The organism is Siccirubricoccus soli, assembly GCF_024178315.1.
Taxonomy (GTDB): domain Bacteria; phylum Pseudomonadota; class Alphaproteobacteria; order Acetobacterales; family Acetobacteraceae; genus Siccirubricoccus; species Siccirubricoccus soli.
This window is the reverse complement of record NZ_JAMZIK010000150.1, coordinates 1-20133: the sequence shown is the minus strand read 5'-3', so window position 1 is coordinate 20133 and position 20133 is coordinate 1. Positions and strand designations below refer to the sequence as shown.

Below are 20133 nucleotides of genomic sequence, written 5' to 3'. Positions count from 1 at the left end.
CGGGGCGGGGCGGGGTTTGCGCGGCGGGGGTGGCGGGGGCTCGGGCGCGGCGCCTACCTCCTGCGCTCCCCCCGCTGGCGGCCCTCCTGCCGGCGGCGAGGAGTCGAAATGGGGTTCGGCGCGGTGGTCAGGGGGAGCCATGGCGTGTCCATACACCCTCGCCCGGCGGGGGACGATGCCGGACTGGTGCGATATGGGCATGCGAGGGTTACGCTGCCATCACCCCGGCGCGAGCGGACAGGAATTGGCGGGACGGCCGCACCGGGCCGCGCGAGGCCCTGCGCCGGCGCGAGTCCCGGACCCCGCGGAGCCGTGCCGGCGGCGTCGCGGGCCCTCAGCCCAGCCCTGCCACCAGCCCGGCCCGCCCGTCCAGGAAACCATGCACCGCCTCGGCCAGCGCCTTGGCGATCTTCACCCGGTGCGCCGGGCGGTTCAGCGCCGCCTCATCCGCCGGGTGGGAGAGGAAGCCCATCTCCACCAGTGCCGAGGGCACGTCCGGCGCCTTCAGCACCACGAAGCCGGCGCGGCGATGGGTGTTGGGCAGCAGCGGCACCTGCCCGTCCAGCGAGTCCACCACCAGCCGGGCGATGCGGTCCGCGCCGCTCCGCGTCTCCTGCCGCATCAGGCTGAGCAGGATGCGCTGCACCTCGGGCGAGACGCTCGGCAGGCGCAGGCCGCCGGCGCGGTCCGCCTGGTTCTCCCGCTGCGCCAGGGCGGCGGCCAGCCGGTCGCTCGCCGTCTCGCTCAGCGTATAGACGCTGGCGCCGCGCGCCCCCGGCGCGCTGTCGGCATGCAGGGAGAGGAACAGCGCCGCCTCCCGCCGCCGTGCCTGCTCGATCCGCTCGCCGAGCGGGATGAAGACGTCGCGGGCGCGGGTGAGGGCGACGCGGCAGCGGCCGCCGGCCTCGAGCTGCCGCTTCAGCTCCAGCGCCGCGGCCAGGGTGATGCGCTTCTCATGCGTGCCGCGGGCGCCGATCGCGCCCGGGTCCTTGCCGCCATGGCCGGGGTCCAGCACCACCAGCGGCTTGCCCGCGGGGGGCGGCGCCGCGGCCGCCAGCACCCGGCCATCCGCGAGCCGGGCGAATCCGGCGGCCGGGCCGGGCTGCAATTCCAGGATCACCCGCCGCCCCGCCTGGCTGATGCGCGGCGGCGCCACCGGCCCCGCGAGGTTGAGCACAAGCTGCTGCCGCGGCCCGGCGCCCTGGCGCTGCGCCGAGGCGACCACCCCGGCGCCGCGCAGCCGGTTCGGCCCCTGCCAGGCGAGGCCCGGCAGGTCCAGCACCAGCCGTGCCGGATCGGTGAGGGCGGTGAGCTTCCAGGGCAGGCCGGGCGGTAGGTGCAGCACCAGCCGGGTGCGGCGGTTGACGACGCGCAGCTCCGGCGCGGTGGCGGCGGCGGCTTCCGCCACCAGCAGCGCCAGGCCGAGGCCGAGCGCCATGCGGCGCGGCCATGCGGCCGGCCCGCTCTCATCCCTGCCGCTTGCCATGGTCCCGATCCCCCTGGGACATGTTCGAAGGCGGCGCCCTCCAGCGCCGCCCGGGCCACGGTAGCAGCTTGCCCGCCACGCCACCACCATGGCGGGTGCCGCCCTTGCTCTCGGCCTTGTGGAACCGTGGTCACTCTTCTAAGGTGAGTCGCCCCGGCGGCGCCCGCTGCCGGTGGAGGAGTCCGGCGCCACCGCGCCCACCCGCCCGAGGCAATTCCATCCGGGCCGGGCGTTACGGGATGCGGTGCGCGGCGGGGCCGGCTTGGGGCCTTCGTCCCGCGTTTCGCCGGCCCGCCCCCCGCCAATTCGCCCCGGCACTGGCCGCGGGCGGGCAGGGCCGCCCCCTTCGCCTGTGCGGGACCTGTCGCGCCAATGGTCCTTGGCGGGTCCCTTCGGCATGGATGTTCCTGCCGGCGGCCCGCCCCCGGCGGATGCGTGACCGAACGCCGTTCTGTCGGCCCAGCACCTGGGCGGCAGGCGGGGCGTGAAACCCAGGGGCGCCGCCCCGGGCCGCCGCCGCCCGCCCCAATGCCGGGGTGCGTGGCCCGCCCGGACCGGCCCCCGCCGAGCAGCAGGAGGCGGCCGCACCATGCAGAACCAGCGCAGCGCGCCGCTCACCATGCCCGGGACACCCCACCCCGATCCGCTGCGCCGCACCAAGGTGCCGCGCGGCGCGGAGCAGTGCTTCAATGACCAAACGCATGCTGATCGATGCATCCCACGCGGAGGAAACCCGCGTGGTGGTGCTGGACGGCAACCGGCTTGAGGAATTCGACCTCGAAGCGGCCAACCGCCTTCCGCTGAAGGGCAATATCTACCTCGCCAAGGTGGTGCGGGTGGAGCCCAGCCTGCAGGCCGCCTTCGTGGAGTATGGCGGCAACCGCCACGGCTTCCTGGCCTTCGGGGAGATCCACCCGGACTACTATCAGATCCCGGTCGCGGACCGGCAGCGCCTGCTGGAGATGCAGGCCGCCGAGGCCCGCGAGGCCGAGGAGGAGGAAGCGGCGGAGGAGGCGGAAGCGGCCGCCGAGGCCGAGGAGACCGTCGCCGAGGCGGTTGCCCTGGCGGCCGAGGTGGCAGAGGGCGGCGCCGAGCCGCCGGCCGCCGGCGAGCTCGGGGCCGAGGCCGCGCCTGCTGCGGAGCCGGCGCCGGAGGCCGCGGCCGAGGCCCCGGCGGAGCCGGCGCCCGAAGCTCCGGCCGAGCCGGTGGGCGCACCGGCAGCCGAGGCCGACGCGCCGGCCGAGATCCTGCCCGCGCCGCAGGTCGAAGCCACCGCGCCGGGCGAGGGCGAGCAGCCGGAGATCGCCGGCCCCGTCACCAGCCCCCTGGCCAATGGCCATGACGAGAACGGGCTGGACGCCGCCGAGTCCGAGCATGACGAGGAAGAGGCGCCGCCGCCCGAGACCATCGGCGGCGAGGGGACCGAGGAGGTGGTGCGGGAGCGCCGCTCCACCCCCCGCTTCATGCGCCACTACAAGATCCAGGAGGTGATCCGCCGCCGGCAGATCATGCTGGTGCAGGTGGTGAAGGAGGAGCGCGGCACCAAGGGCGCGGCGCTGACCACCTACATCTCGCTCGCCGGCCGCTTCTCCGTGCTGATGCCGAACTCGCCCCGCGGCGGCGGCGTCTCCCGCAAGATCACCTCCGCCACCGACCGCAAGCGGCTGCGCGAGGTCATCGACGAGCTCGGCCTGCCGGACGGCATGAGCCTGATTGTCCGCACCGCCGGCGCCAACCGGCCGAAGCCCGAGATCCGCCGCGACTGCGAATACCTGCTCCGCCTCTGGGACAACATCCGCGAGCGGACGCTGCAATCCACCGCGCCGGCGCTGATCTACGAGGAAGCCGACCTCATCAAGCGCTCCATCCGCGACGTCTTCAGCCGCGACGTGGAGGAGATCCTGGTGGATGGCGAGGACGCCTACCAGGAAGCGCGCGAGTTCATGCGCATGCTGATGCCGCAGCATGCCCGCAAGATTCAGTACTACCGCGATGGCGGCCTGTTCGCCCGGCACCAGGTGGAGCAGCAGCTCGACGCCATGCATTCGCCGACGGTGCAGCTCCGCTCCGGCGGCTACATCGTCATCAACCAGACCGAGGCGCTGGTCGCCATCGACGTGAACTCCGGCCGCGCGACGCGCGAGCGGCATATCGAGGACACGGCGCTCCGCACCAACCTCGAAGCCGCGGACGAGATCGCCCGCCAGCTCCGGCTGCGCGACCTCGCCGGCCTCATCGTCATCGACTTCATCGACATGGAGTCGTCGAAGCACGACGCCATGGTGGAGCGACGGCTGAAGGAGGCGCTGCGCTTCGACCGCGCCCGCATCCAGGTGGGCCGCATCTCGCATTTCGGCCTGCTGGAGATGTCCCGCCAGCGGCTGCGCCCCTCGCTGACCGAGACCACCTTCGTCACCTGCCCGCATTGCCAGGGCCGCGGCCAGGTGCGCAGCGTGGAAAGCAGCGCCCTGCAGGTGCTGCGGGCGGTGGAGGAGGAGGGCGCCAAGCGCCGCACCGCGGAGCTTTCGGTGCGGGTCGCGACGCCCATCGCGCTCTACCTGCTGAACCGCAAGCGGGACAAGCTGGCGACGATCGAGGCGCGCTTCGGCATGTCCGTGCTCTTCGAGCCGGATGACAGCCTGCTGCCGCCCGCCTACCGGCTGGAGAAGCTGAAGGCCGCCGACCCGCACCGGCCGGTGGAGACCGCCCCCGCCGCGCTCCGCATGGATTACGCGCCGGAGTCCGAGCCCGAGCCCGAGCCGGAGGAAGAGCCCGCCGAGGAGGCGGCCGAGACCAGTGCCGAGGCGCCGCGGGCGAATGGCGAGGCCGAGGGCGAAGGTGGCCGCCGCCGCCGCCGCCGCCGCCGCCGCCGCAGCGGTGGCCGGGGCGAGCCCGGCGCGCCGATGGAGACCGCCGCCGAGGGCGAGGAGGAGGACGAGGCCGAGTCCGAGGAGGGCGAGGAGCAGTCTGCCGCCGAGGCTGACGCCGAAGCAGCGCCCGAGGCGCCCGCCGCCGAGGCGGCGACCGAGGAGGGTGACGCCACGGCCGAAGCCGCCGAATCGGGCGAGGAGACCGGGGAGGGGCCCCGCCGCCGTCGCCGCCGCCGCCGTGGCACGCGGCCCGAGGGGACGGAGGCGCCGCGCGGCAGCGAGAGCCCGGCCCCGCAAGCCCCGCGCTATTCCGGCCCGACCCCGGCCGACCCCTTCGCTGGCCATGTGGACGACATCCTGGCGGCGATGGAGGCGGCGGAGGCCGCCGCCGAGGCTGCTGCGGCCAACCGCCGCGCCCGCGCTGCCGCATCGGCCGAGCCGGTGGTGGCGGCCGTGGCGGTGGTGAGCGAGGCGGCGCCGGAAGCCCCGGCCGAGGCCCCGGCTCCTGCCGAGGTGGCGCCGGCGCCCGCTTCTGTCGCGGAACCCGAAGCCGCGCCGGCGCCCGCCGCCGAGGCGGAACCCGCCGCCGCGACCGAGCTGGTGACGGCGGCGGAGGAGCCGCCCGTACCCCCGGCGGCCGAAGCCGCCGCGCCGGCGCCGGAACCGGTGGCGGCCGTACCGGAGCCGGCCCAGACGGCGAGCGAGCCGGTGGTGCCCCCGACGAATGAGCCGGTGGCGGCGCCGCCCATCCAGCCGGTCAGTGTCGATGCGCTGGGCGACTCGGCACCGCGCAAGCGGGGATGGTGGCGGCGATAGGCTTTCGGGCTCCGCCCCTCGGCGGCTGTGCCGCCGACCCCCGGCAGAGGGCGCTGCCCTCTGCACTCCCGCCGGGGCCAGGACCTGGCCCCGGACGTCGGTGTGAGTTTGCTGTTGATGATAGGCCTGGGCGGCCTCCGGGTGGTGGGAGGCGGAATAGACCGCCTCGGCGCTCCTCGCCGCGATTTCCAGCCTCCGTTTGAAGGCGCTGGCCTGCACCAGCACCGGCCGCCCCTGCGGCGTGCGCTTGAAGGTCAGCGGCCCGCGCGTCTTGAAGTGGCGGCCCCGGTGGTGCAGCGCGTGCAGCTTCTACGGGTCGAAGAAGATGCCGCTGGCTTTGTCGAAGACCAGCGCATCCGCTTTCCAGGACTCCCGGAGGCCCTTCACCACCTCCACGAACTCCGCCGCGAGGCCCAGTTGTGGGTGATGCGACAGGGCCCGTTATGGGTGGTGGAGGCGGTGGCGATAGGCTGATGCGGCTGGTCATCGGCGCCAGCGCCGAGAGCGGGGTCAGCGGCTCCAGCTCCAGCGCCTGGTAGGAGCGGCAGAGGGCGCCCGGCGGCTCGTCCCTGGTGCGCAGGCCGATGCCGTCCGCCTCGAATTTCGCCGCCTCCGCCGTCTGTGCGATGCGCAGCTAATGGGCGTAGGAGGCGGCGGCGTCCTGATCGGCCGAGGGGTGGCGCCAGGCCGCGGCATGGTCGCCGAGCCAGCGCATGGACAGGCCGAGGCTGATCCGGGGGCGGGCCGGCAGACGCCGGCGGAAGGGCGCCGGTCCCGCACGGGGTTGGCCCGTGCATGGGGCGCAAGCGCTTGTGTGCAGCGCAGCATGTCCCCGCCGCCGATGCAAGGCGGCTGGCGTCCTCGGCCGATCCGGGCCAGACTCCGCCCGAAGGGGGAGATAGCCTAAGGATGATCGACAAATTCGTGCGGTCCATGGCGGAGGCGATGGACGGCATCCGCGACGGGGCGGTGGTGATGATTCCCGGCTTCGCCGAGGTGGGGGCGCCCAACGCCCTGATCGATGGGCTGATCGAGCAGGGCGCCAAGGATCTCACCGTCGTCATCAATGCCACCGGCAAGCCGCGGGTGCCGGGGGTGAAGGTGACGGGCTTCGCCCGGCTGGTGGAGCTCGGCCGGGTGCGCAAGGTGATCACCAGCTTCGTCCGTGCCGGCAGCGTCTGCGGCGAGGCGGTGAAGGCCGGCACCGTGGTGGCGGAGGTGATTCCGCAGGGGACGCTGGCCGAGCGCATCCGCGCCGCCGGCGCCGGCATCCCCGCCTTCTACACGCCCACGGGGGCCGACACGCTGGTGGCCGAGGGCAAGGAGATCCGCGAATACCGCGGCCGCCGCTGCGTGCTGGAGGAGGCGATCCACGCCGATGTGGCGCTGGTGGAGGCCTGGATGGCCGATCGCTGGGGCAACCTGGTGTTCCGCGGCGCCGGCCGCAATTTCAACCCGCTGGTGGCGATGGCGGCGGAGCTGACCATCGTGCAGACCCACCATGTCTGCGACCTCGGCCAGATCCCGGCGGAGGAGGTGATGACGCCGGGCATCTTCGTCGACCGCGTGCTGCACATGCCGGTCGGCGACCCGAAGCTGCCGGTGTGAGGGGGATGGCGATGAGCGCAACGGAACAGGACTGGGCACCGCTCAGCCGGGATGGCATGGCGGCGCGTGCGGCGCAGGACATCCCGGAGGGCTGGTACGTCAATCTCGGCATCGGCGTGCCGACCTTGATCGGCAACCACATCCCGCCGGAGCGGGAGGTGATCCTGCATTCGGAGAACGGCGTGCTGGGCATGGGGCCGGCGCCGGAGAAGCACCGGGAGAATCCCTGGCTGATCAACGCCAGCAGCCAGCGCATCACGCTGCGCGTCGGCGCCAGCCTGGTGCACCATGCGGACAGCTTCGCGATCGTCCGCGGCGGGCATCTGGATCTCTGCGTGCTGGGCGGCTTCCAGGTGGCGGAGAATGGCGACCTGGCGAATTGGTCGCACTCGCCGAAGGAGGTGGCACGGCAGATCGGCGGCGCCATGGACCTGGCGGTGGGGGCGAAGCGCGTCTGGGTGGTGATGGAGCATGTGACGAAGGACGGCAAGCCGCGTATCCTCCGCCGCTGCAGCTACCCGTTGACGGCCAGCGCCTGCGTGACGCGGGTCTATACCAACATGGCGGTGCTGGACGTGACGCCGGCCGGCTTCAAGGTGGTGGAGATCATCCCGGGCATGAGCTTCTCCGAGCTGCAGGCGCGGAGCGAGGCCGAGCTGATCCGGTAGGGATTTCCTCGCAAAGCCGCTGCGCAGCTTTGTGGGGGCCCCGGATTCGCTGAACTCTGGGGTTCTCGCATAGCCTTCCGCGGCAACGGCGTGGAAGGAGAACTGGCGGTGTCAGGGTCTGGCAGCCGCATGGGCTCCGAACTCCTCCGTGGGGCCAAGCGGCGTCGGGCTGCGCCGCGGCCGCCCCTTGGCCGCGGATGCGGCGCGGGGTTTGCATGGTCCTGGCGCCGAGCAGGAGGGACCAGGCATGACCGCGCGCCGCAGGATGAGCCTCATCGCCTATCTGAAGGCGGGGCCGAATTTCAGCTATCCCAGTTCCTGGCGCCATCCCGCCTCGGCGCTGGAGGATATCCTGACGCCGGAGCGCTGGGAGCACACCGCCCGCGCCCTGGAAGCCGCGTGCTTCGATGCCTGCTTCTTTGCCGATGGCCTCGGCATCCCCGACCTCTATAAGGGGAGCTACGCCGACTATGTCGGCCGCGGCGGCCAGCTTTCCCTGCTGGACCCGATGACCCTGCTGCCGATGATGGCGCGGGTGACGCAGCATCTCGGCCTCGGCGTCACCCTCTCCACCACCTTCATGCCGCCCTATATCCTGGCGCGCTGGCTGGGCTCGCTCGACATCCTCAGCCATGGCCGCGCCGCCTGGAATGTCGTCACCACCGCGCGGGATTTCGAGGCGCGCAATTGCGGCCTGCCCGGCCTGCCGCCCAAGGAGCAGCGCTACGACATGGCCGACGAGGTGCTGGAGGCCTGCGACGCGCTGTGGGGCGGCTGGGACGAGGATGCGCTGGTCTTCGACCGCGAGTCCGGTCGTTTCGCCGACCCGGGGAAGATCCGCCGTGCGGATTACGAGGGGCGGTACGTTCGCACCGAGGGCCCGCTCTCCATCCCGCGCAGCCCGCAGGTGCGGCCGGTGCTGATGCAGGCCGGCTCCTCCCCGCGTGGCCGGGAATTCGCGGCGCGCTGGGGGGAGGCGCTGTTCTGCACGCCCGCCACCAAGGAGGATGCGGCGGCTTACCGCGCTGACATCCACGCGCGGATGGATGCCATCGGCCGGCCGCCTGGCCATTGCGCCGTGCTGCCCTCCGTCACGCTGGTGGTGGGGGAGACGGAGAGCATCGCACGGGAGAAGGCGGCCTATCTGGAATCCCTGGTGGACCCGGAGCTGGTACTCGCCGCCTCCTCCTGGTCCGTCGTCGCCGATCTCAGCAGGATCGAGACGCCGGAGGCGCTGGAGGCCGGCAGCGGCAACCAGGGCGTGGCGGGCCATCGCGACCGGATGCTGCAGGTGGCGCGGCAGCACGGCATCAGCTTCGCGGAGGCGGTGCGGCGGCCGCGCGCCCTGCTGGCCGGCACGCCGAAGCAGATCGCGGACTGGATGGAGGATTGGTTCACCTCCGGCGCCTGCGACGGCTTCATCCTGCCGCCGACCATGCTGCCCGCCACCTTCGAGGAGTTCGGCCGCATGGTGGTGCCGGAATTGCAGCGCCGCGGCCTGGTGCGGACCGGCTATGCCGGCCGCACCCTGCGGGAGAACCTGCGTGATCCCGGCTAGATGCTCAGATCGAGCAAATTGTAATCCTTCATTCCTGCCTTCGCCGCCGCATCCCAGCGATAGCTCAGCCCCTCCGCCACATGCGGCTGGTAGGCGAAGGGCGTCTCCTGCGGGAAGCGCTGCCGACGCGCATCGATGGCGTAGCCGATGACCCGCGCCCGTTCCCGGATGCGGTCCGCGTCGTAGACGCCCGGCGCGTTGTGCAGCCCGCCGCCCCGCACGCCCAGCACGGAGCGGCGCCGGTGGAAGCCGAAATTCAGCGTCACCCGCCAGTCCCGGCTGGTATTGGCGAAGCTGCCATGCACGGTCTGGCGGTTGGTGATGGCGACATCGCCCGGGGCGCAAAGGATCGGCACCGCCTCCGGCAGCCGCTCCGACCCTGCCGCCGCCACCATCGCCTTGATGTCTGCCTTGCCACGCTTGTGGGAGCCCGGCACCACCCAGACGCCGTTCGCCGCGGTGCAGCCATAGAGCTGCGCCATGAAGTTGAAGCCGTGCGAGCCCGCATCCCAATCCGGGCTGTTCCAATGCGTCACCCCGTCCTGGTGCCAGGCGACGGAGGCGCCGCGCCCCGGCTCCTTGATGAAGATCGCCTCATTGAAAGGCGCGAAATCCGGGCCGTTCACCGCCGCCGCCACGGCCAGCAGCCCGGGATGGCCGTAGAGCCGCAGCGCGGCCTCGGAGAATTGCAGCGAGCCGAGGATGAGATAGACCACCTCCTTCGGCGCCGTCGCATCCGGCGTGGGTTCGAACATCCTCACCGGATGGCGGCCATTGGCGAGTTCGGTGCCGCCGAAGGGGTCGCCCAGCGGGCGGGCCCAGAACAGCGTCTGCGCCTTGCAGTCGGCGGCCAGCGCCGGCCGGCCCTTGGCGTCCAGCGCTGCGCCGCGCTCCGCCGGCAGGCGATCCAGGATCGCCTTCACATCGGCCTCGATATCCGCCAGCTCCTCCGGCCCGAGCACGCCCTCGAAGACGTAGAAGCCGCAGCGCCAATAGGCTTCGAGGATGTCCGGATGCACTCGGCCATCCGCGGTGAAGCGCAGCTTGCCGCGATTGCCGAGCGCGGCGGCCCGCGCCTCCCCCGCCGCCAGGTAGTCGCGCATGGCTGCGCTCTCGCTGCCATAATCGGGGGCGAGAACATGGTTCATGGCGGCCTCCCTCAGACGCTGATGTTCAGCAGCCGCGCAGCGTTCCCGCCGAGCACGCCTGCCTTCTGCTCGTCGTTCAGCGAGTCGCAGGCGAAGATGTGGTCCACCGGCTTGAGTTGCCAGGGATAGGGGTAGTCGCTGCCCAGCACGATCTGGCTGGCGCCGACCTGCGCCTGCAAATGCCGGATCGCTTCCGCGCCGAAGATCAGCGAGTCGAAGTAGAGCTGGTTGAGGTATTCGCTCGGCTTCTTCTTGAGCTGGATGTTCGGGTTGCAGTTGGCTGGGCTCACCATGCAGGCATGGTCGGAACGATCGGCGTAGGAGGGCAGGAAGCCGCCGCCATGCGCGGCGATGACCTTGAGGTTGGGGAAGCGGTCCAGCGTGCCCTCGAAGATCAGCTTGGAGAGGGCGATGGTGGTGTCCAGCGGGTTGCCGATGGTATTGGCCAGCCAGCCATTGCCGGCGAAGCGCTGGCCGAGCTGCGGCGTGCCGGCGGGGTGGATGAAGAGCACCGCACCCAGCTCCTCTGCCTTCTGCCAGACAGGGTGGAATTTCGGGTCCGAGAAATCCGTGCCGGCGACGCTGCCGCCGATCGCGGCGCCCTTCAGCCCCTGCCGCCGCATCGCCATCTCCAGCTCCTGCACCGCGAGATCCGGCGCCTGCAGGGTGAGCGCCGCGAAGCCGGCGAAGCGGTCCGGATGCGCGGCGCAGAGCTCCGCCATCTTCTCGTTGTTCAGCTTGACGATCGCGGCGGCGCGGTCGCGCTCCAGCGCATACCAGAAGGGATTGATGGAGAGCACCTCCATGTCCACCTTCTGCGCGTCCATGGCGGCGAAGCGCTTTCCCACCTCGATATAGGTCTCCTCCGCGCCGCGCACCGCGCGGCTGATCATCGCGGCCTCATTGCCGCCGACCAGCGGCAAGGCCTCGCGGAAGACGCAATGGGCATGCACGTCGATGGTCTTCACGCGGCGGCCGCCCACCATCACAGGCTGGCGCGACGCGCTGCCCTGGGCGCGGGCGGCATGCTGCAGCCCGCAGCTGCAGAAGGCGACGCCGGCGGCGGCCTTGAAGACGTTGCGGCGTGAGATCATCGCGCTTCCTCCGATATGCCGTCTTGTCGAGCGGTTGCGCGAAGGCTCGCGCGGTTCGCGGTGCGATGCCAGCGGCTTTTCATGCTGCGGCGCGAAACGCGCCGCGCCGCGACGCGGCGATGCTGGATCGGATCGCCGCAGGGCGGCCTTGCCCGAAGGCGTGAATCCGCCCTGCAAACAAATGCTCTAGGCTCCTCTGCCGGCCCGAACGGCCGCCAGGGAGAGAGACGCCGATGCGCCGCCGCCTGCTGCTGCTGGCCCCGATGCTGGCCAGCCCCGCCCTGGTCCGGGCCGCCGCCTGGCCCACGCGCCCGGTGCGCCTCATCATGCCGGGCGGGCCGGGCGGCAATCCGGACATCGTCGCGCGGCTCTGGGCGCAGCGTCTCTCGGAGCGCCTCGGCCAGCCGGTGATGGTGGAGAACCGGCCCGGTGCCGCCGGCATCATCGGTACGGAGGCGGCAATGAATGCGGCCCCGGACGGCCACACCATGCTGTTCGGCTACAACCAGCTCGTCACCCTGAACCCGCTGCTCTACCGGCGCCTGCCCTATGATGTCAGCCGGATGACGCGCGTCAGCCTGGTGAGCGAGGCGCCCTTCGTCATGCTGGCGCCGATGAGCCTGCCGGCACGGAACGTCGGCGAGTTCGTCGCACTGGCGAAAGCGGCGCCTGGCCGGCTCGCCTTCGGCACGGCGGGGCCCGGCACCTTCGCGCATCTCTCGGGCGAGATCCTGATGCGCGAGGCGGGGATCGAGCTGCTGCACGTCCCGCACCGGCAGACGCCGCGCAATGAATTGATCGCCGGCCAGGTGCAGGCCTGCTTCGAGCCGAGCGCGCTGGCCATCACCCTGGCCGGCGGACCGGAGCCGAAGGTGCGGGCGCTGGCGGTGATGGGGCAGGAGACGTTGCCCGAATTGCCCGGCGTGCCGCTGATGGCGGAGTCCTATCCCGGCTTCGTCGTGCAGATCTTCCACGGCCTCTGGGGCCCGCCCGGCATGGCGCCGGAGGCGGTGGCGGGGATGAGCGCGGCGGTCGCCGAGCTCGCCCGCGATCCCTGGCTGCTGGAGCGGATGGCGCCGCTCGCCACCAAGGTGATCGGCGCGGGGCCGGCGGCGCTGGAGGCCGCCATGGTGCGCGATCTGGCGCTCTGGGCGCCGGTGATCCGGGATCGCGACATCCGCCTGGACTGAAGGCGCCGCGCTACCCCACCGCCTCGCAGCGCAGCTCGAAGCGGCATTCGGGATGGCCTTCCGCGGCGCAGGCCACCTCGCGGCAGCGCGGCTCGCCCTGGCGGCCGGCCCCCTCCAGCACGTAGCGCATGCCGCCGGCGAAGCTGCCCTCGAACATGTAGCAGACGCGGCGGCCCGTCTCCGGCCCATAGGCCAGCGCATAGGCGGAATGCCGCACCGTGACCTCGGCGCTGCCGGCGGCCGCATCCAGCGCGGCGATGTCGATCAGCCCATAGCCGCGCTGCGAGAGCCGCCGGAGGTAGTGCCGGAAGGTCTCGATCGGCGAGAGGCCGTGCGTCTTCGCCTCCGCCCGGCACCATTGCAGGGCGGAGAGGTCGGCGGCTTCGTAGAGCAGGCCGCGGAAGGCCTCGGCGCCGATCGCCTGCTCCACCGATTTCTGGATGTTCACCAGGAAATGGCGGGGCAGGTAGATCATCGGCAGCCCGTCGGTGCGCCAGATGCCGGTGGCGGGATCGACCTCGATCGGAACCTCGGGCGCCGCCATGCCTGCTCTCCTGCCGCAGCCGGCGATGGTGCGGCGCGGGGCGCGGCGGCGCAAGGCTGGCGCCCCGGCCCGTTCCGCCTATGCTGGCCGCCTCGAGGAAACACCGGAGAGCCCGCATGTCGCCAGAGATCGTCGCCGAACTCGCCCCCACCGGGGTGCTGCGGGCCGGCATCAACATGGGCAATTTCCTGCTCGTCACCGGGCGGGCGGAGAATGGCGACCCGACCGGCGTCTCCCCCAGCATGGCGCGGGAGATCGCGGGCCGCCTCGGCGTCCCGGTGCAGTATGTGCAGTATGCAAGGCCGAGCGAGCTGGCGGATGCCGCCGGCACCGGCGCCTGGGATATCGGCCTCATCGGCGCCGAGCCGCAGCGCGCGGCGAAGATCGCCTTCACCGCCGCCTATTGCGAGATCGAGGCGACCTACCTGGTGCCGCCCGGCTCGCCCATCACCGACATGTCCCAGGTGGATGTGAAGGGCAACCGCATCGTCTCCTCCGCCGGCGCCGCCTACACGCTGTGGCTGGAGCGGAACATCAGGCATGCCGAGCTGATCCTGGTGCCGGGCGGCGGCGGCGCGGCCTTCAAGGCCTTCCTCGACGGGAAGCAGGAGGTCTATGCCGGCCTCCGCCCCGGCCTGCTGACGGATGTGGAGACGCTGCCCGGCAGCCGCATCCTGGACGGCCAGTTCATGGCGGTGCAGCAAGCGATCGGCACGGCGAAGAGCAACAGCAAGGGCGCGGCCTTCCTGAAGGCCTTCGTAGAGGAGGCCAAGGCGAGCGGTCTCGTCGCCCGCTTCATCGCCGAGCACAAGGTGCGCGGCCTGTCCGTGGCGCCGCCCGCGGCCTGAGGCTGCGCGCGCGAAGGCGCCTTCGACACCGTCGGGGGCAGCCATCCGCGCGGCCATGCGGCTGTCCCCTGGCAAGGGATCTCGCCGTGCGAAGCGCGCTGCCGCGTTGCGGCATCCCTGACCCGGAAACGGCCATGGCGAGGGCCTGGGGCGCGCAATGCCGCCCGCAGGACCCATGTGCCCGGCCCACGACCGCTTCCTGCCCCGTTCCTGGCGGCCAGAGCAGATCGCCGTAGGGCGGCATCGCCCGAAGGCCTGAATCTGCTCTGAAAGCAAAGGCTTAGAGCGCTTTCGGTGAGCGCAGGTGAACCGAAAATGCTCTAGCCGCCGACGGCCAACCAGGGCGGGGGTGCAGCCTCCGCCGGCGTCACGCCGCTGCCGCGCCCCCCGCCGCCGGCTCCAGGCTCAGCCGGAACAGCGCCCCGCCGCCCGGCGCATCCGCCACCGTCACGCTGCCCCGGTGCAGCTCCGCCACGCGCTGCACGATCGCCAGCCCCAGCCCCGCCCCGCGCCGCCGCCCGGCGCGGTCCGCCCGCGCCCGCCAGAAGCGCCGGAACACCAGTGCCTTCTCTTGCTCCGGCACGCCCGGTCCCTGATCCGCCACCTCCACGCTGCCCGGCGGCACCACCGTCACCCGCACCAACCCGCCTTCCGGGCTGTGCTCGATGGCGTTCTGCAGCAGGTTGATGATGGCCTGGTAGAGCGGCTCCTCATGCCCCCTGACGCGGACCGGCGCCGCTGCGGCGGCCAGTTCCAGCTCCACCTCCTGCCGCGCCGCCAGCGGCTCCAGGAAGCTCACCGCCGCCTCCGCCAGCAGGCCGAGATCGACCTCCGGCCCGTCCGGCACCGTCTCCGCCGCGTCGATCTCGGCCAGGGTCAGCAATTGCTCGACGATCCGCTCCAGCGCCGCCACATCGGCGCCGAGCAGCCGGCTGGCACGCGCGTCCTGGATCAGCTCCGCATGGGTCTTCAGCACCGCCAGCGGGGTGCGCATCTGGTGCGCCGCCTCGGCCGTGAAGTGGCGCTGCGCGGCATGGGCGCGCTCCGCCTGGTCCAGCGCCTCGTTCATCGCCCGCACCAGGGGCTGGATCTCGCGCGGCGTCGTCGCCTCCTCCAGCCGCGCCCCGGCGCCCAGCCGCGGCAGCGCGGCCGCCCGCTCGGAGAGCCGCTCGATCGGCCGCAGGCAGAGCCGGAGCGTGCCGAAGGCCACCGCTGCCAGGGCGAGGAAGGCAGGCAGGATGACCCAGGAGACCTGGCCGAGGAAATTCGCCGCCAGGTCGTCGGTCAGCACGTCCGGGTGGTTCATGTTGTCCGCCACCTGGACCACCAGCCTTTCCCCCTCCACCTCCACCGGGGTGGAGACGCCCTGCAGCGCCATGCCGCCCCGGCGCAGCTGGAAGGTGGCCGGCTCCTCCAGCTCCGAATTGGGCAGCACCACCGGCACCTCGTCAGGCACCGTATCCAGGGAGGAGAGGATGGCGCGGCCGGAGCCGTCGCGGATGGCGTAGAAGGACCGCCGGTAGGTGGCATCGAAGCGCGCCGCCAGCTCGCGCGGCAGGTGCAGGGTCCACTTCCCCGCCTCGTTCCGCCGCAGCCCCGCGGCCAGGGCCTGGGCCCGGGCGGCCAGCGAATCCACCTCGGTGCCCGCGATGAAGACGCTGTTGCGGGTGAGCAGCATGCCCAGCGAGGCGGTGGCCGCCCCCACCGTGCCGAGCAGCAGCAGCACGACGCCGGTGGCGGTGAGCGAGCGGGGCCGGCGCATCAGGGGGACGGGTCCAGCAGGATGCGGTAGCCGAAGCCGCGCTGGTTCTCGATGCGGATCTCGGGCGCCCGCTCCTCCAGGCTGCGGCGCAGCCGGGTGATGTAGACCTCGATCGCCCCGCTCTCGAGCCCGCCCTGGAAGGAGACCAGGTTCTCCTGCAGCTGGGTACGGGAGACGAAGCGGCCCTTGGCCTGCAGCAGCGATTCCAGCACCATGGCCGGGCGCAGCGTCAGCCGCAGCGGCTCCCCGTGCACCGTCGCCATGCGGGAGGATTGGTCGAATTCCAGCGGGCCCAGCCGCAGCACCGGGGCGGGGGCGCCGGAGGCCCGGCGGGTCAGCGCCAGCAGCCGGGCATGCAGCTCCGGCGTGGCGCAGGGCTTGACCATGTAGTCGTCGGCCCCGGCATTCAGCCCGGCCACCTTCTCGCCCAGCCGGCCGCGCGCCGTCAGCACCAGCACCGGCAGGGTGTCCCCCACCGCGCGCAGGTTGCGCAGCAGCGCCATGCCGTCGCCATCCGGCAGGCCGAGGTCGAGGACCATGGCGCGGTAGCTTGCGACGCGCAGCGCCGCATAGGCATCGGCGCAGCTTCCCACGGCATCCACGGCCCAGCCCTGGCGGCGCAGCGCGTCGGAGAGCAGCTCGGCCAGCCGCTGCTCGTCTTCCACCAGCAGGATCCGCAGTGTCCTGTCTCCTCCTCCCTGCCGGGCCGGCATCCGGCCGGCCAGCAAGGCTTGGCATACCAGCCGGGGGCGGCCCTGTCCCCTCCCGGGAGGGGTTCAGCCGGTGCGAAGCTGCGCCGCCAGGCCGCGGCGCCAGCCAGCGGCCAGGGCGGCATGGCGGGCCGGCGCTGCCGTCCAGCCCCGGTGCAGCGCCAGCAGCCGACCGAGCATCGGTGTCGCCGCGTCCCAATCGGCGTCCGCGAAGGCATCCGCGGCGAGGGCAGGGGGCGCGGGGCGCAGCCCCTCCGCCAGCAGGGCGGCGGCGACGATGTCGCAGCCCCGCTGCTCCGCCGCCTCCGGCACCAGCCCGGTCAGCAGCCAGGCGAGGGCGGCGGCGAAGCCGGGGGCCCAAGCCTCCCCCAGCCCGGCCGCCACGCCAGCAGGCTCGGCCAGGGCGCGCAGGCTGCGGGCCAGCGCCTCCCGCTTCTGCGGCGGCGGGCCGGCCAGGGCCAGCCCATCCGTCCAGGCCAGCCGCGCCACCCCGGCGCCGGAGGGGATGGGGTGCAGGCTGGCGATGCGCGTCTCGAGCTCCGGCGCCTCGGGCGGCAGGCCCAGCGCGCCGTGCAGCCGGGCCGCCAGTGCCCGGAAGGCGGCCAGCGCCCCGCGCAGTTCGGGTTGCAGCACGATCTCCGGATGCCGCCCGTCCCGGAGGGTGATGCGGCAGGCGAGCCCCTGCAGCTCCCGCAGCGAGGCGGGCAGGGTCAGCTCGATGCTGCCACTGCCGGCCCCGGAGGAGCGGATGCAGCGGGTTCCGAGTTCCATCGGGATATGCCTCATGCGCCTGCGCCCGGCGCCGTGGCCCCGCGGGCCCCGGGCGGACATTGCCTTGCCGTCGCGGTCCCCGCCGGTCCCGCCCATTCCGGGCGGGGCCGGCGGGGGCCGGGATGCCGTACTTCCGTCCTGCCACCGCCCCGCTCCTCTCCGGAGCGGGCCCAGAGACGGGGCGTCGGATCTTCCTGCCGCGGCAGCCCCGTCCATTCCTGGCCAGGCCCGGCATCCCCGCGAAGGGGCGGCGCGCTTGCCCGACTTCGCCCCGCCGGTCCCGCCCTTTCCCGGGCAGGCCCGGGCTCCGGAGCAGGACGCCGCTCCCTCCGGCCCTGGCCAAGCCTGGCGCTGGCGAGGTACCCATGGCGTATCATTGCAATTTTGCAGTGAATACCTAAGAGCGGGTTAAGCGGGGCTCGGGCATTCCGCCCGGCCCTCGCCTGGGCGATGATGGACCGATGCCGGGATTCCGCTTCCTTCACGCCGCCGACCTCCACCTGGACAGCCCGTTGCGCGGGCTGGATGCCCAGGCCGACGCCCCGGCCGAGCGCATCCGCGGCGCGACGCGCGAGGCGCTGCGCAACCTGGTGGACCTGGCGATCGCCGAGCAGGTGGAGTTCGTCCTCCTCGCCGGGGATCTCTATGACGGCGACTGGCGAGACTGGACCACCGGCCATGTACTGACCGCCCAGCTCACCCGGCTCACTCGTGCCGGCATCCGCGTCATCGCCATCTCCGGCAACCATGATGCCGAGAGCGTGCTGACCCGCCGCCTGCGCTTCCCCCCGGGCGCGGTGCTGCTGCCGACGCGCCCCGGCTCCCACACCCTGCCGGAGCTCGGCGTGGCGGTGCATGGCCAGGGTTATGCAACGCGAGAGACGCTGGACAACCTCGTGCCGCACTACCCGCCGCCGGTGCCGGGCGCCTTCAACATCGGCCTGCTGCATACCTCGCTGGATGGCCGCCCGGGCCATGCCGGCTACGCCCCCTGCGCCCTGCCGGAGCTGCTGCGGCATGGCTACGACTACTGGGCGCTCGGCCACATCCATGCGCGGGAGGAGCTGGCGCGCGGCCCCTGCTGGGTGGTCTTCCCCGGCAACCTCCAGGGCCGGCACGTGAAGGAGGAGGGGGCCAAGGGCGCCAGCCTGGTCACGGTGCGGGACGGCCAGGTGGCGGCGGTGGAGCATCGGCCGCTCGACACCGTCCGCTGGGCCCGGCTGGCCGTGGCGCTGGACGGGGCGGAGGAGGAATCGGCGGCGCTGGACCGGGTGCGGCTGGCGCTGGAAGCGGCCCTGGGCGCGGCGGAGGGCCGGCTGCTCGCCGCCCGCATCTGCCTCGGCGGCACCACGAAGCTGCATGGCCGGCTGCTGCGGGACCCGGGCGCGCTGCGGGAGAAGCTGCGGGCGGAGGGGCTGGCCCTGGCGCCGGAGGGCTTCTGGCTGGAGGAGCTGGAGCTGGCCACCGCCCCGCCCGGCCTGCCGCCCGCCCCGCGCTCCGACGCCTTCGGGCGGATGCTGGCGGCGCTGGAGATGCCCAGCGCCGCGACCGCCGCGGAGGAGGCGCGCCACTACGCCACCACCCTGCTCGGCAAGGGCAGCGACCTGCGCCGGCTGCTGGGGGAGGAGCACCCCGCCGTCCGCGCCGCCGCCGGGGAGCTGCCGCCGGAGATCCTGGCCCGCGCCCGCGCCCTGCTGCTGGCCCGGCTGGCGGAGGAGTAGCCCGTGCGGCTGATGGCTTTCGAGGCGCATCGCTACGGCCCCTTCGACGCGCTGCGGCTGGAACTCGACCCGCGGCCGGGCTGCCTCAACCTGGTGCTGGCGCCGAACGGGGCGGGCAAGTCGGTGCTGCTGCGGGCGATCTGCGACCTGCTCTTCGGCATCCCGGCCCGCACGCCGATGGATTTCCGCTACGGCTACAGCGGCATGCGCCTGATGGCCGAGGCGGTGGATGCGGCCGGCAAGCCCTTCGCCTTCGGCCGGCGCAAGGGGATGGGCAATACGCTGATCGACGCCGCCGGCGCGGAACTGCCGCGGGAGGTGCTGCGGCCGGTGCTGGGCGATGTGGACCAGCCCCTGCTGGAACGCCTCTTCGTGCTCGGCACCGAGCGGCTACGGGCGGGCGGGGAGGAGTTGCTGGCCTCCGGCGGGGCGCTGGGCGCGGCCTTGCAGGCGGCGGCGGGCGGGTTGCGGGATGCGCATAAGCTGCGCGGCGAGCTGACCGAGCTGCGCGACAGGCTGGCCCCGACGCGGGCCAACAAGACCCGCCCCTTCTATCAGGGGCTGGAGGGGCTGCAGACGGCGCAGCGGACGCTGAAGCAGGAGCTCTGGCGGCCGGAGGAATTCCTCGCCCAGGAGAAGGCGCTGGCGGCGGCGGAGGCCGGGCTGGCAGCGGCGCGGGAGAAGGGCAGGGGGGCCGCGGCCGAGATCCTGCGGCTGGAGCGCATCCGCGCCGTCCGCCCCTGGCTGGCGGCAGCCGAGGCGGCGCGTGGCTGGCTGGCGGCGCACCCGGACGCGCCGGCCCTCGGCGCCGAGCTGGCGCCGCGCTTCCAGACGCTGCGCGGGCAGCTCTCCCGCGCTGCGACGGAGCATGAGGCGGCGCTGCGCCGGCGGGAGACCCTGGCCGGGCAGTTGGCTTCCCTGCTCGGCGCGCCTGCGCTGCTGGCGGAGGCCGAGCGGATCGGATTGCTGGCCGAGGAGCTGGCCGGGGCGGAGCGGGCGGAGCGCGAGCTGCCACGGCTGGAAGCCGCGCAGGCGGAGGCGGCGGCGGCCCTCGCGCGGCTGCTCCGCCAGCTTGGCGCCGAGGTGCCGCCGGCGGAGGCGGCAAGGTTGATCCCCGCCAGGGCGGAGCTGGCGGCGGCCCGCCAGCTCGGCGGCGCGGCGGCGGGGCTGGCGACGGCGCTGGAGGAGGCGGCTTCGCGGCAGGCGGCGGCGGGGCCACGGCTGGAGGCAGCGCGGAAGGCGCTGGCGGCGCTGCCCCCGCCAGCCTCCGAAGACCGGCTCACCGCCCTGCTGCGGGAGGTGCGGGAGGCAGGCGAGCCTGCCGCCGCCGCCGCCGCGG

At 73.3% G+C, this 20133-nt stretch carries 16 protein-coding genes; 9 read left to right on the top strand and 7 right to left on the bottom strand.

Annotated features, from left to right (window positions below; genetic code table 11):
- Window positions 1–334: 334 nt before the first annotated feature.
- On the bottom strand, window positions 335–1486 hold the full coding sequence (locus NJ376_RS21720; protein ID WP_252955381.1) for an N-acetylmuramoyl-L-alanine amidase: 1152 nt from the start codon (window positions 1484–1486) through the stop codon (window positions 335–337).
- Between the two features lie 689 nt (window positions 1487–2175).
- Here NJ376_RS21720 and NJ376_RS21715 point away from each other — a divergent pair.
- The 5 genes from NJ376_RS21715 to NJ376_RS21695 all read left to right on the top strand — a co-directional run bounded on the left by NJ376_RS21715 (window position 2176) and on the right by NJ376_RS21695 (window position 9006).
- Entirely contained in the window at window positions 2176–5172 is a 2997-nt protein-coding gene (locus NJ376_RS21715; protein WP_252955380.1) for an Rne/Rng family ribonuclease, read from the top strand.
- Between the two features lie 102 nt (window positions 5173–5274).
- Window positions 5275–5646 carry a hypothetical protein gene (locus NJ376_RS21710; protein ID WP_252955379.1) on the top strand — a complete coding sequence of 124 codons (372 nt, stop codon included), beginning with the start codon at window positions 5275–5277 and terminating at the stop codon, window positions 5644–5646.
- Between the two features lie 435 nt (window positions 5647–6081).
- Complete coding sequence (locus tag NJ376_RS21705; protein ID WP_252955378.1) at window positions 6082–6780, top strand: CoA transferase subunit A; 699 nt, start codon at window positions 6082–6084, stop codon at window positions 6778–6780.
- A gap of 11 nt (window positions 6781–6791) precedes the next feature.
- Entirely contained in the window at window positions 6792–7448 is a 657-nt protein-coding gene (locus tag NJ376_RS21700; protein ID WP_252955377.1) for a 3-oxoacid CoA-transferase subunit B, read from the top strand.
- A 247-nt stretch (window positions 7449–7695) separates the two neighbouring features.
- Complete coding sequence (locus NJ376_RS21695) at window positions 7696–9006, top strand: NtaA/DmoA family FMN-dependent monooxygenase (RefSeq protein ID WP_252955376.1); 1311 nt, start codon at window positions 7696–7698, stop codon at window positions 9004–9006.
- Here NJ376_RS21695 and NJ376_RS21690 read toward each other — a convergent pair.
- Window positions 9003–10154: a phytanoyl-CoA dioxygenase family protein gene (locus NJ376_RS21690; RefSeq protein ID WP_252955375.1), complete on the bottom strand. Its 1152-nt coding sequence runs from the start codon at window positions 10152–10154 to the stop codon at window positions 9003–9005. The genes NJ376_RS21695 and NJ376_RS21690 overlap by 4 nt on opposite strands.
- A gap of 11 nt (window positions 10155–10165) precedes the next feature.
- A complete protein-coding gene (locus NJ376_RS21685; RefSeq protein ID WP_252955374.1) occupies window positions 10166–11248 on the bottom strand; it encodes an amidohydrolase family protein in 1083 nt (360 codons plus the stop codon).
- A 233-nt stretch (window positions 11249–11481) separates the two neighbouring features.
- Here NJ376_RS21685 and NJ376_RS21680 point away from each other — a divergent pair, with 233 nt between their 5' ends.
- Window positions 11482–12438 carry a Bug family tripartite tricarboxylate transporter substrate binding protein gene (locus tag NJ376_RS21680; protein ID WP_252955373.1) on the top strand — a complete coding sequence of 319 codons (957 nt, stop codon included), beginning with the start codon at window positions 11482–11484 and terminating at the stop codon, window positions 12436–12438.
- A gap of 10 nt (window positions 12439–12448) precedes the next feature.
- On the opposite strand, the gene NJ376_RS21675 is transcribed toward NJ376_RS21680, so the two are convergent.
- Window positions 12449–12982, bottom strand: a complete 534-nt coding sequence (locus NJ376_RS21675) for a 4-vinyl reductase (RefSeq protein ID WP_252955372.1) — start codon at window positions 12980–12982, stop codon at window positions 12449–12451.
- Between the two features lie 116 nt (window positions 12983–13098).
- Here NJ376_RS21675 and NJ376_RS21670 point away from each other — a divergent pair, with 116 nt between their 5' ends.
- On the top strand, window positions 13099–13830 hold the full coding sequence (locus NJ376_RS21670) for a transporter substrate-binding domain-containing protein (RefSeq protein WP_252955371.1): 732 nt from the start codon (window positions 13099–13101) through the stop codon (window positions 13828–13830).
- A gap of 367 nt (window positions 13831–14197) precedes the next feature.
- Here the strand turns inward: NJ376_RS21670 and NJ376_RS21665 are convergent, their stop codons facing one another.
- From NJ376_RS21665 to NJ376_RS21655, 3 genes are all read right to left on the bottom strand, one after another.
- Entirely contained in the window at window positions 14198–15592 is a 1395-nt protein-coding gene (locus NJ376_RS21665) for a sensor histidine kinase (RefSeq protein ID WP_252955370.1), read from the bottom strand.
- Window positions 15592–16257, bottom strand: coding sequence for a response regulator transcription factor (locus NJ376_RS21660; protein ID WP_252955369.1), 666 nt, complete (start codon window positions 16255–16257; stop codon window positions 15592–15594). Before NJ376_RS21660 ends, NJ376_RS21665 begins: the two co-directional genes overlap by 1 nt.
- 111 nt (window positions 16258–16368) lie before the next feature.
- Window positions 16369–17073: a hypothetical protein gene (locus tag NJ376_RS21655; protein ID WP_252955368.1), complete on the bottom strand. Its 705-nt coding sequence runs from the start codon at window positions 17071–17073 to the stop codon at window positions 16369–16371.
- A gap of 461 nt (window positions 17074–17534) precedes the next feature.
- On the opposite strand from NJ376_RS21655, the gene NJ376_RS21650 reads away from it, so the two are divergent.
- Complete coding sequence (locus tag NJ376_RS21650) at window positions 17535–18794, top strand: metallophosphoesterase family protein (RefSeq protein ID WP_252955367.1); 1260 nt, start codon at window positions 17535–17537, stop codon at window positions 18792–18794.
- A gap of 12 nt (window positions 18795–18806) precedes the next feature.
- Window positions 18807–20133, top strand: a 1327-nt coding sequence (locus tag NJ376_RS21645; RefSeq protein ID WP_252955391.1) for an AAA family ATPase, incomplete at its 3' end; no start/stop codon positions are given.

Excerpts from the sequence above, each read along its gene's own strand:
- NJ376_RS21715 (WP_252955380.1), top strand. The coding sequence starts at position 2,176 with ATGACCAAACGCATGCTGATCGATGCATCCCACGCGGAGGAAACCCGC.
- NJ376_RS21705 (WP_252955378.1), top strand. The coding sequence starts at position 6,082 with ATGATCGACAAATTCGTGCGGTCCATGGCGGAGGCGATGGACGGCATC.
- NJ376_RS21685 (WP_252955374.1), bottom strand. The coding sequence starts at position 11,248 with ATGATCTCACGCCGCAACGTCTTCAAGGCCGCCGCCGGCGTCGCCTTC.
- NJ376_RS21695 (WP_252955376.1), top strand. The coding sequence starts at position 7,696 with ATGACCGCGCGCCGCAGGATGAGCCTCATCGCCTATCTGAAGGCGGGG.
- NJ376_RS21690 (WP_252955375.1), bottom strand. The coding sequence starts at position 10,154 with ATGAACCATGTTCTCGCCCCCGATTATGGCAGCGAGAGCGCAGCCATG.
- NJ376_RS21675 (WP_252955372.1), bottom strand. The coding sequence starts at position 12,982 with ATGGCGGCGCCCGAGGTTCCGATCGAGGTCGATCCCGCCACCGGCATC.
- NJ376_RS21655 (WP_252955368.1), bottom strand. The coding sequence starts at position 17,073 with ATGGAACTCGGAACCCGCTGCATCCGCTCCTCCGGGGCCGGCAGTGGC.
- NJ376_RS21650 (WP_252955367.1), top strand. The coding sequence starts at position 17,535 with ATGCCGGGATTCCGCTTCCTTCACGCCGCCGACCTCCACCTGGACAGC.
- NJ376_RS21670 (WP_252955371.1), top strand. The coding sequence starts at position 13,099 with ATGTCGCCAGAGATCGTCGCCGAACTCGCCCCCACCGGGGTGCTGCGG.
- NJ376_RS21720 (WP_252955381.1), bottom strand. The coding sequence starts at position 1,486 with ATGGCAAGCGGCAGGGATGAGAGCGGGCCGGCCGCATGGCCGCGCCGC.
- NJ376_RS21680 (WP_252955373.1), top strand. The coding sequence starts at position 11,482 with ATGCGCCGCCGCCTGCTGCTGCTGGCCCCGATGCTGGCCAGCCCCGCC.
- NJ376_RS21700 (WP_252955377.1), top strand. The coding sequence starts at position 6,792 with ATGAGCGCAACGGAACAGGACTGGGCACCGCTCAGCCGGGATGGCATG.
- NJ376_RS21665 (WP_252955370.1), bottom strand. The coding sequence starts at position 15,592 with ATGCGCCGGCCCCGCTCGCTCACCGCCACCGGCGTCGTGCTGCTGCTG.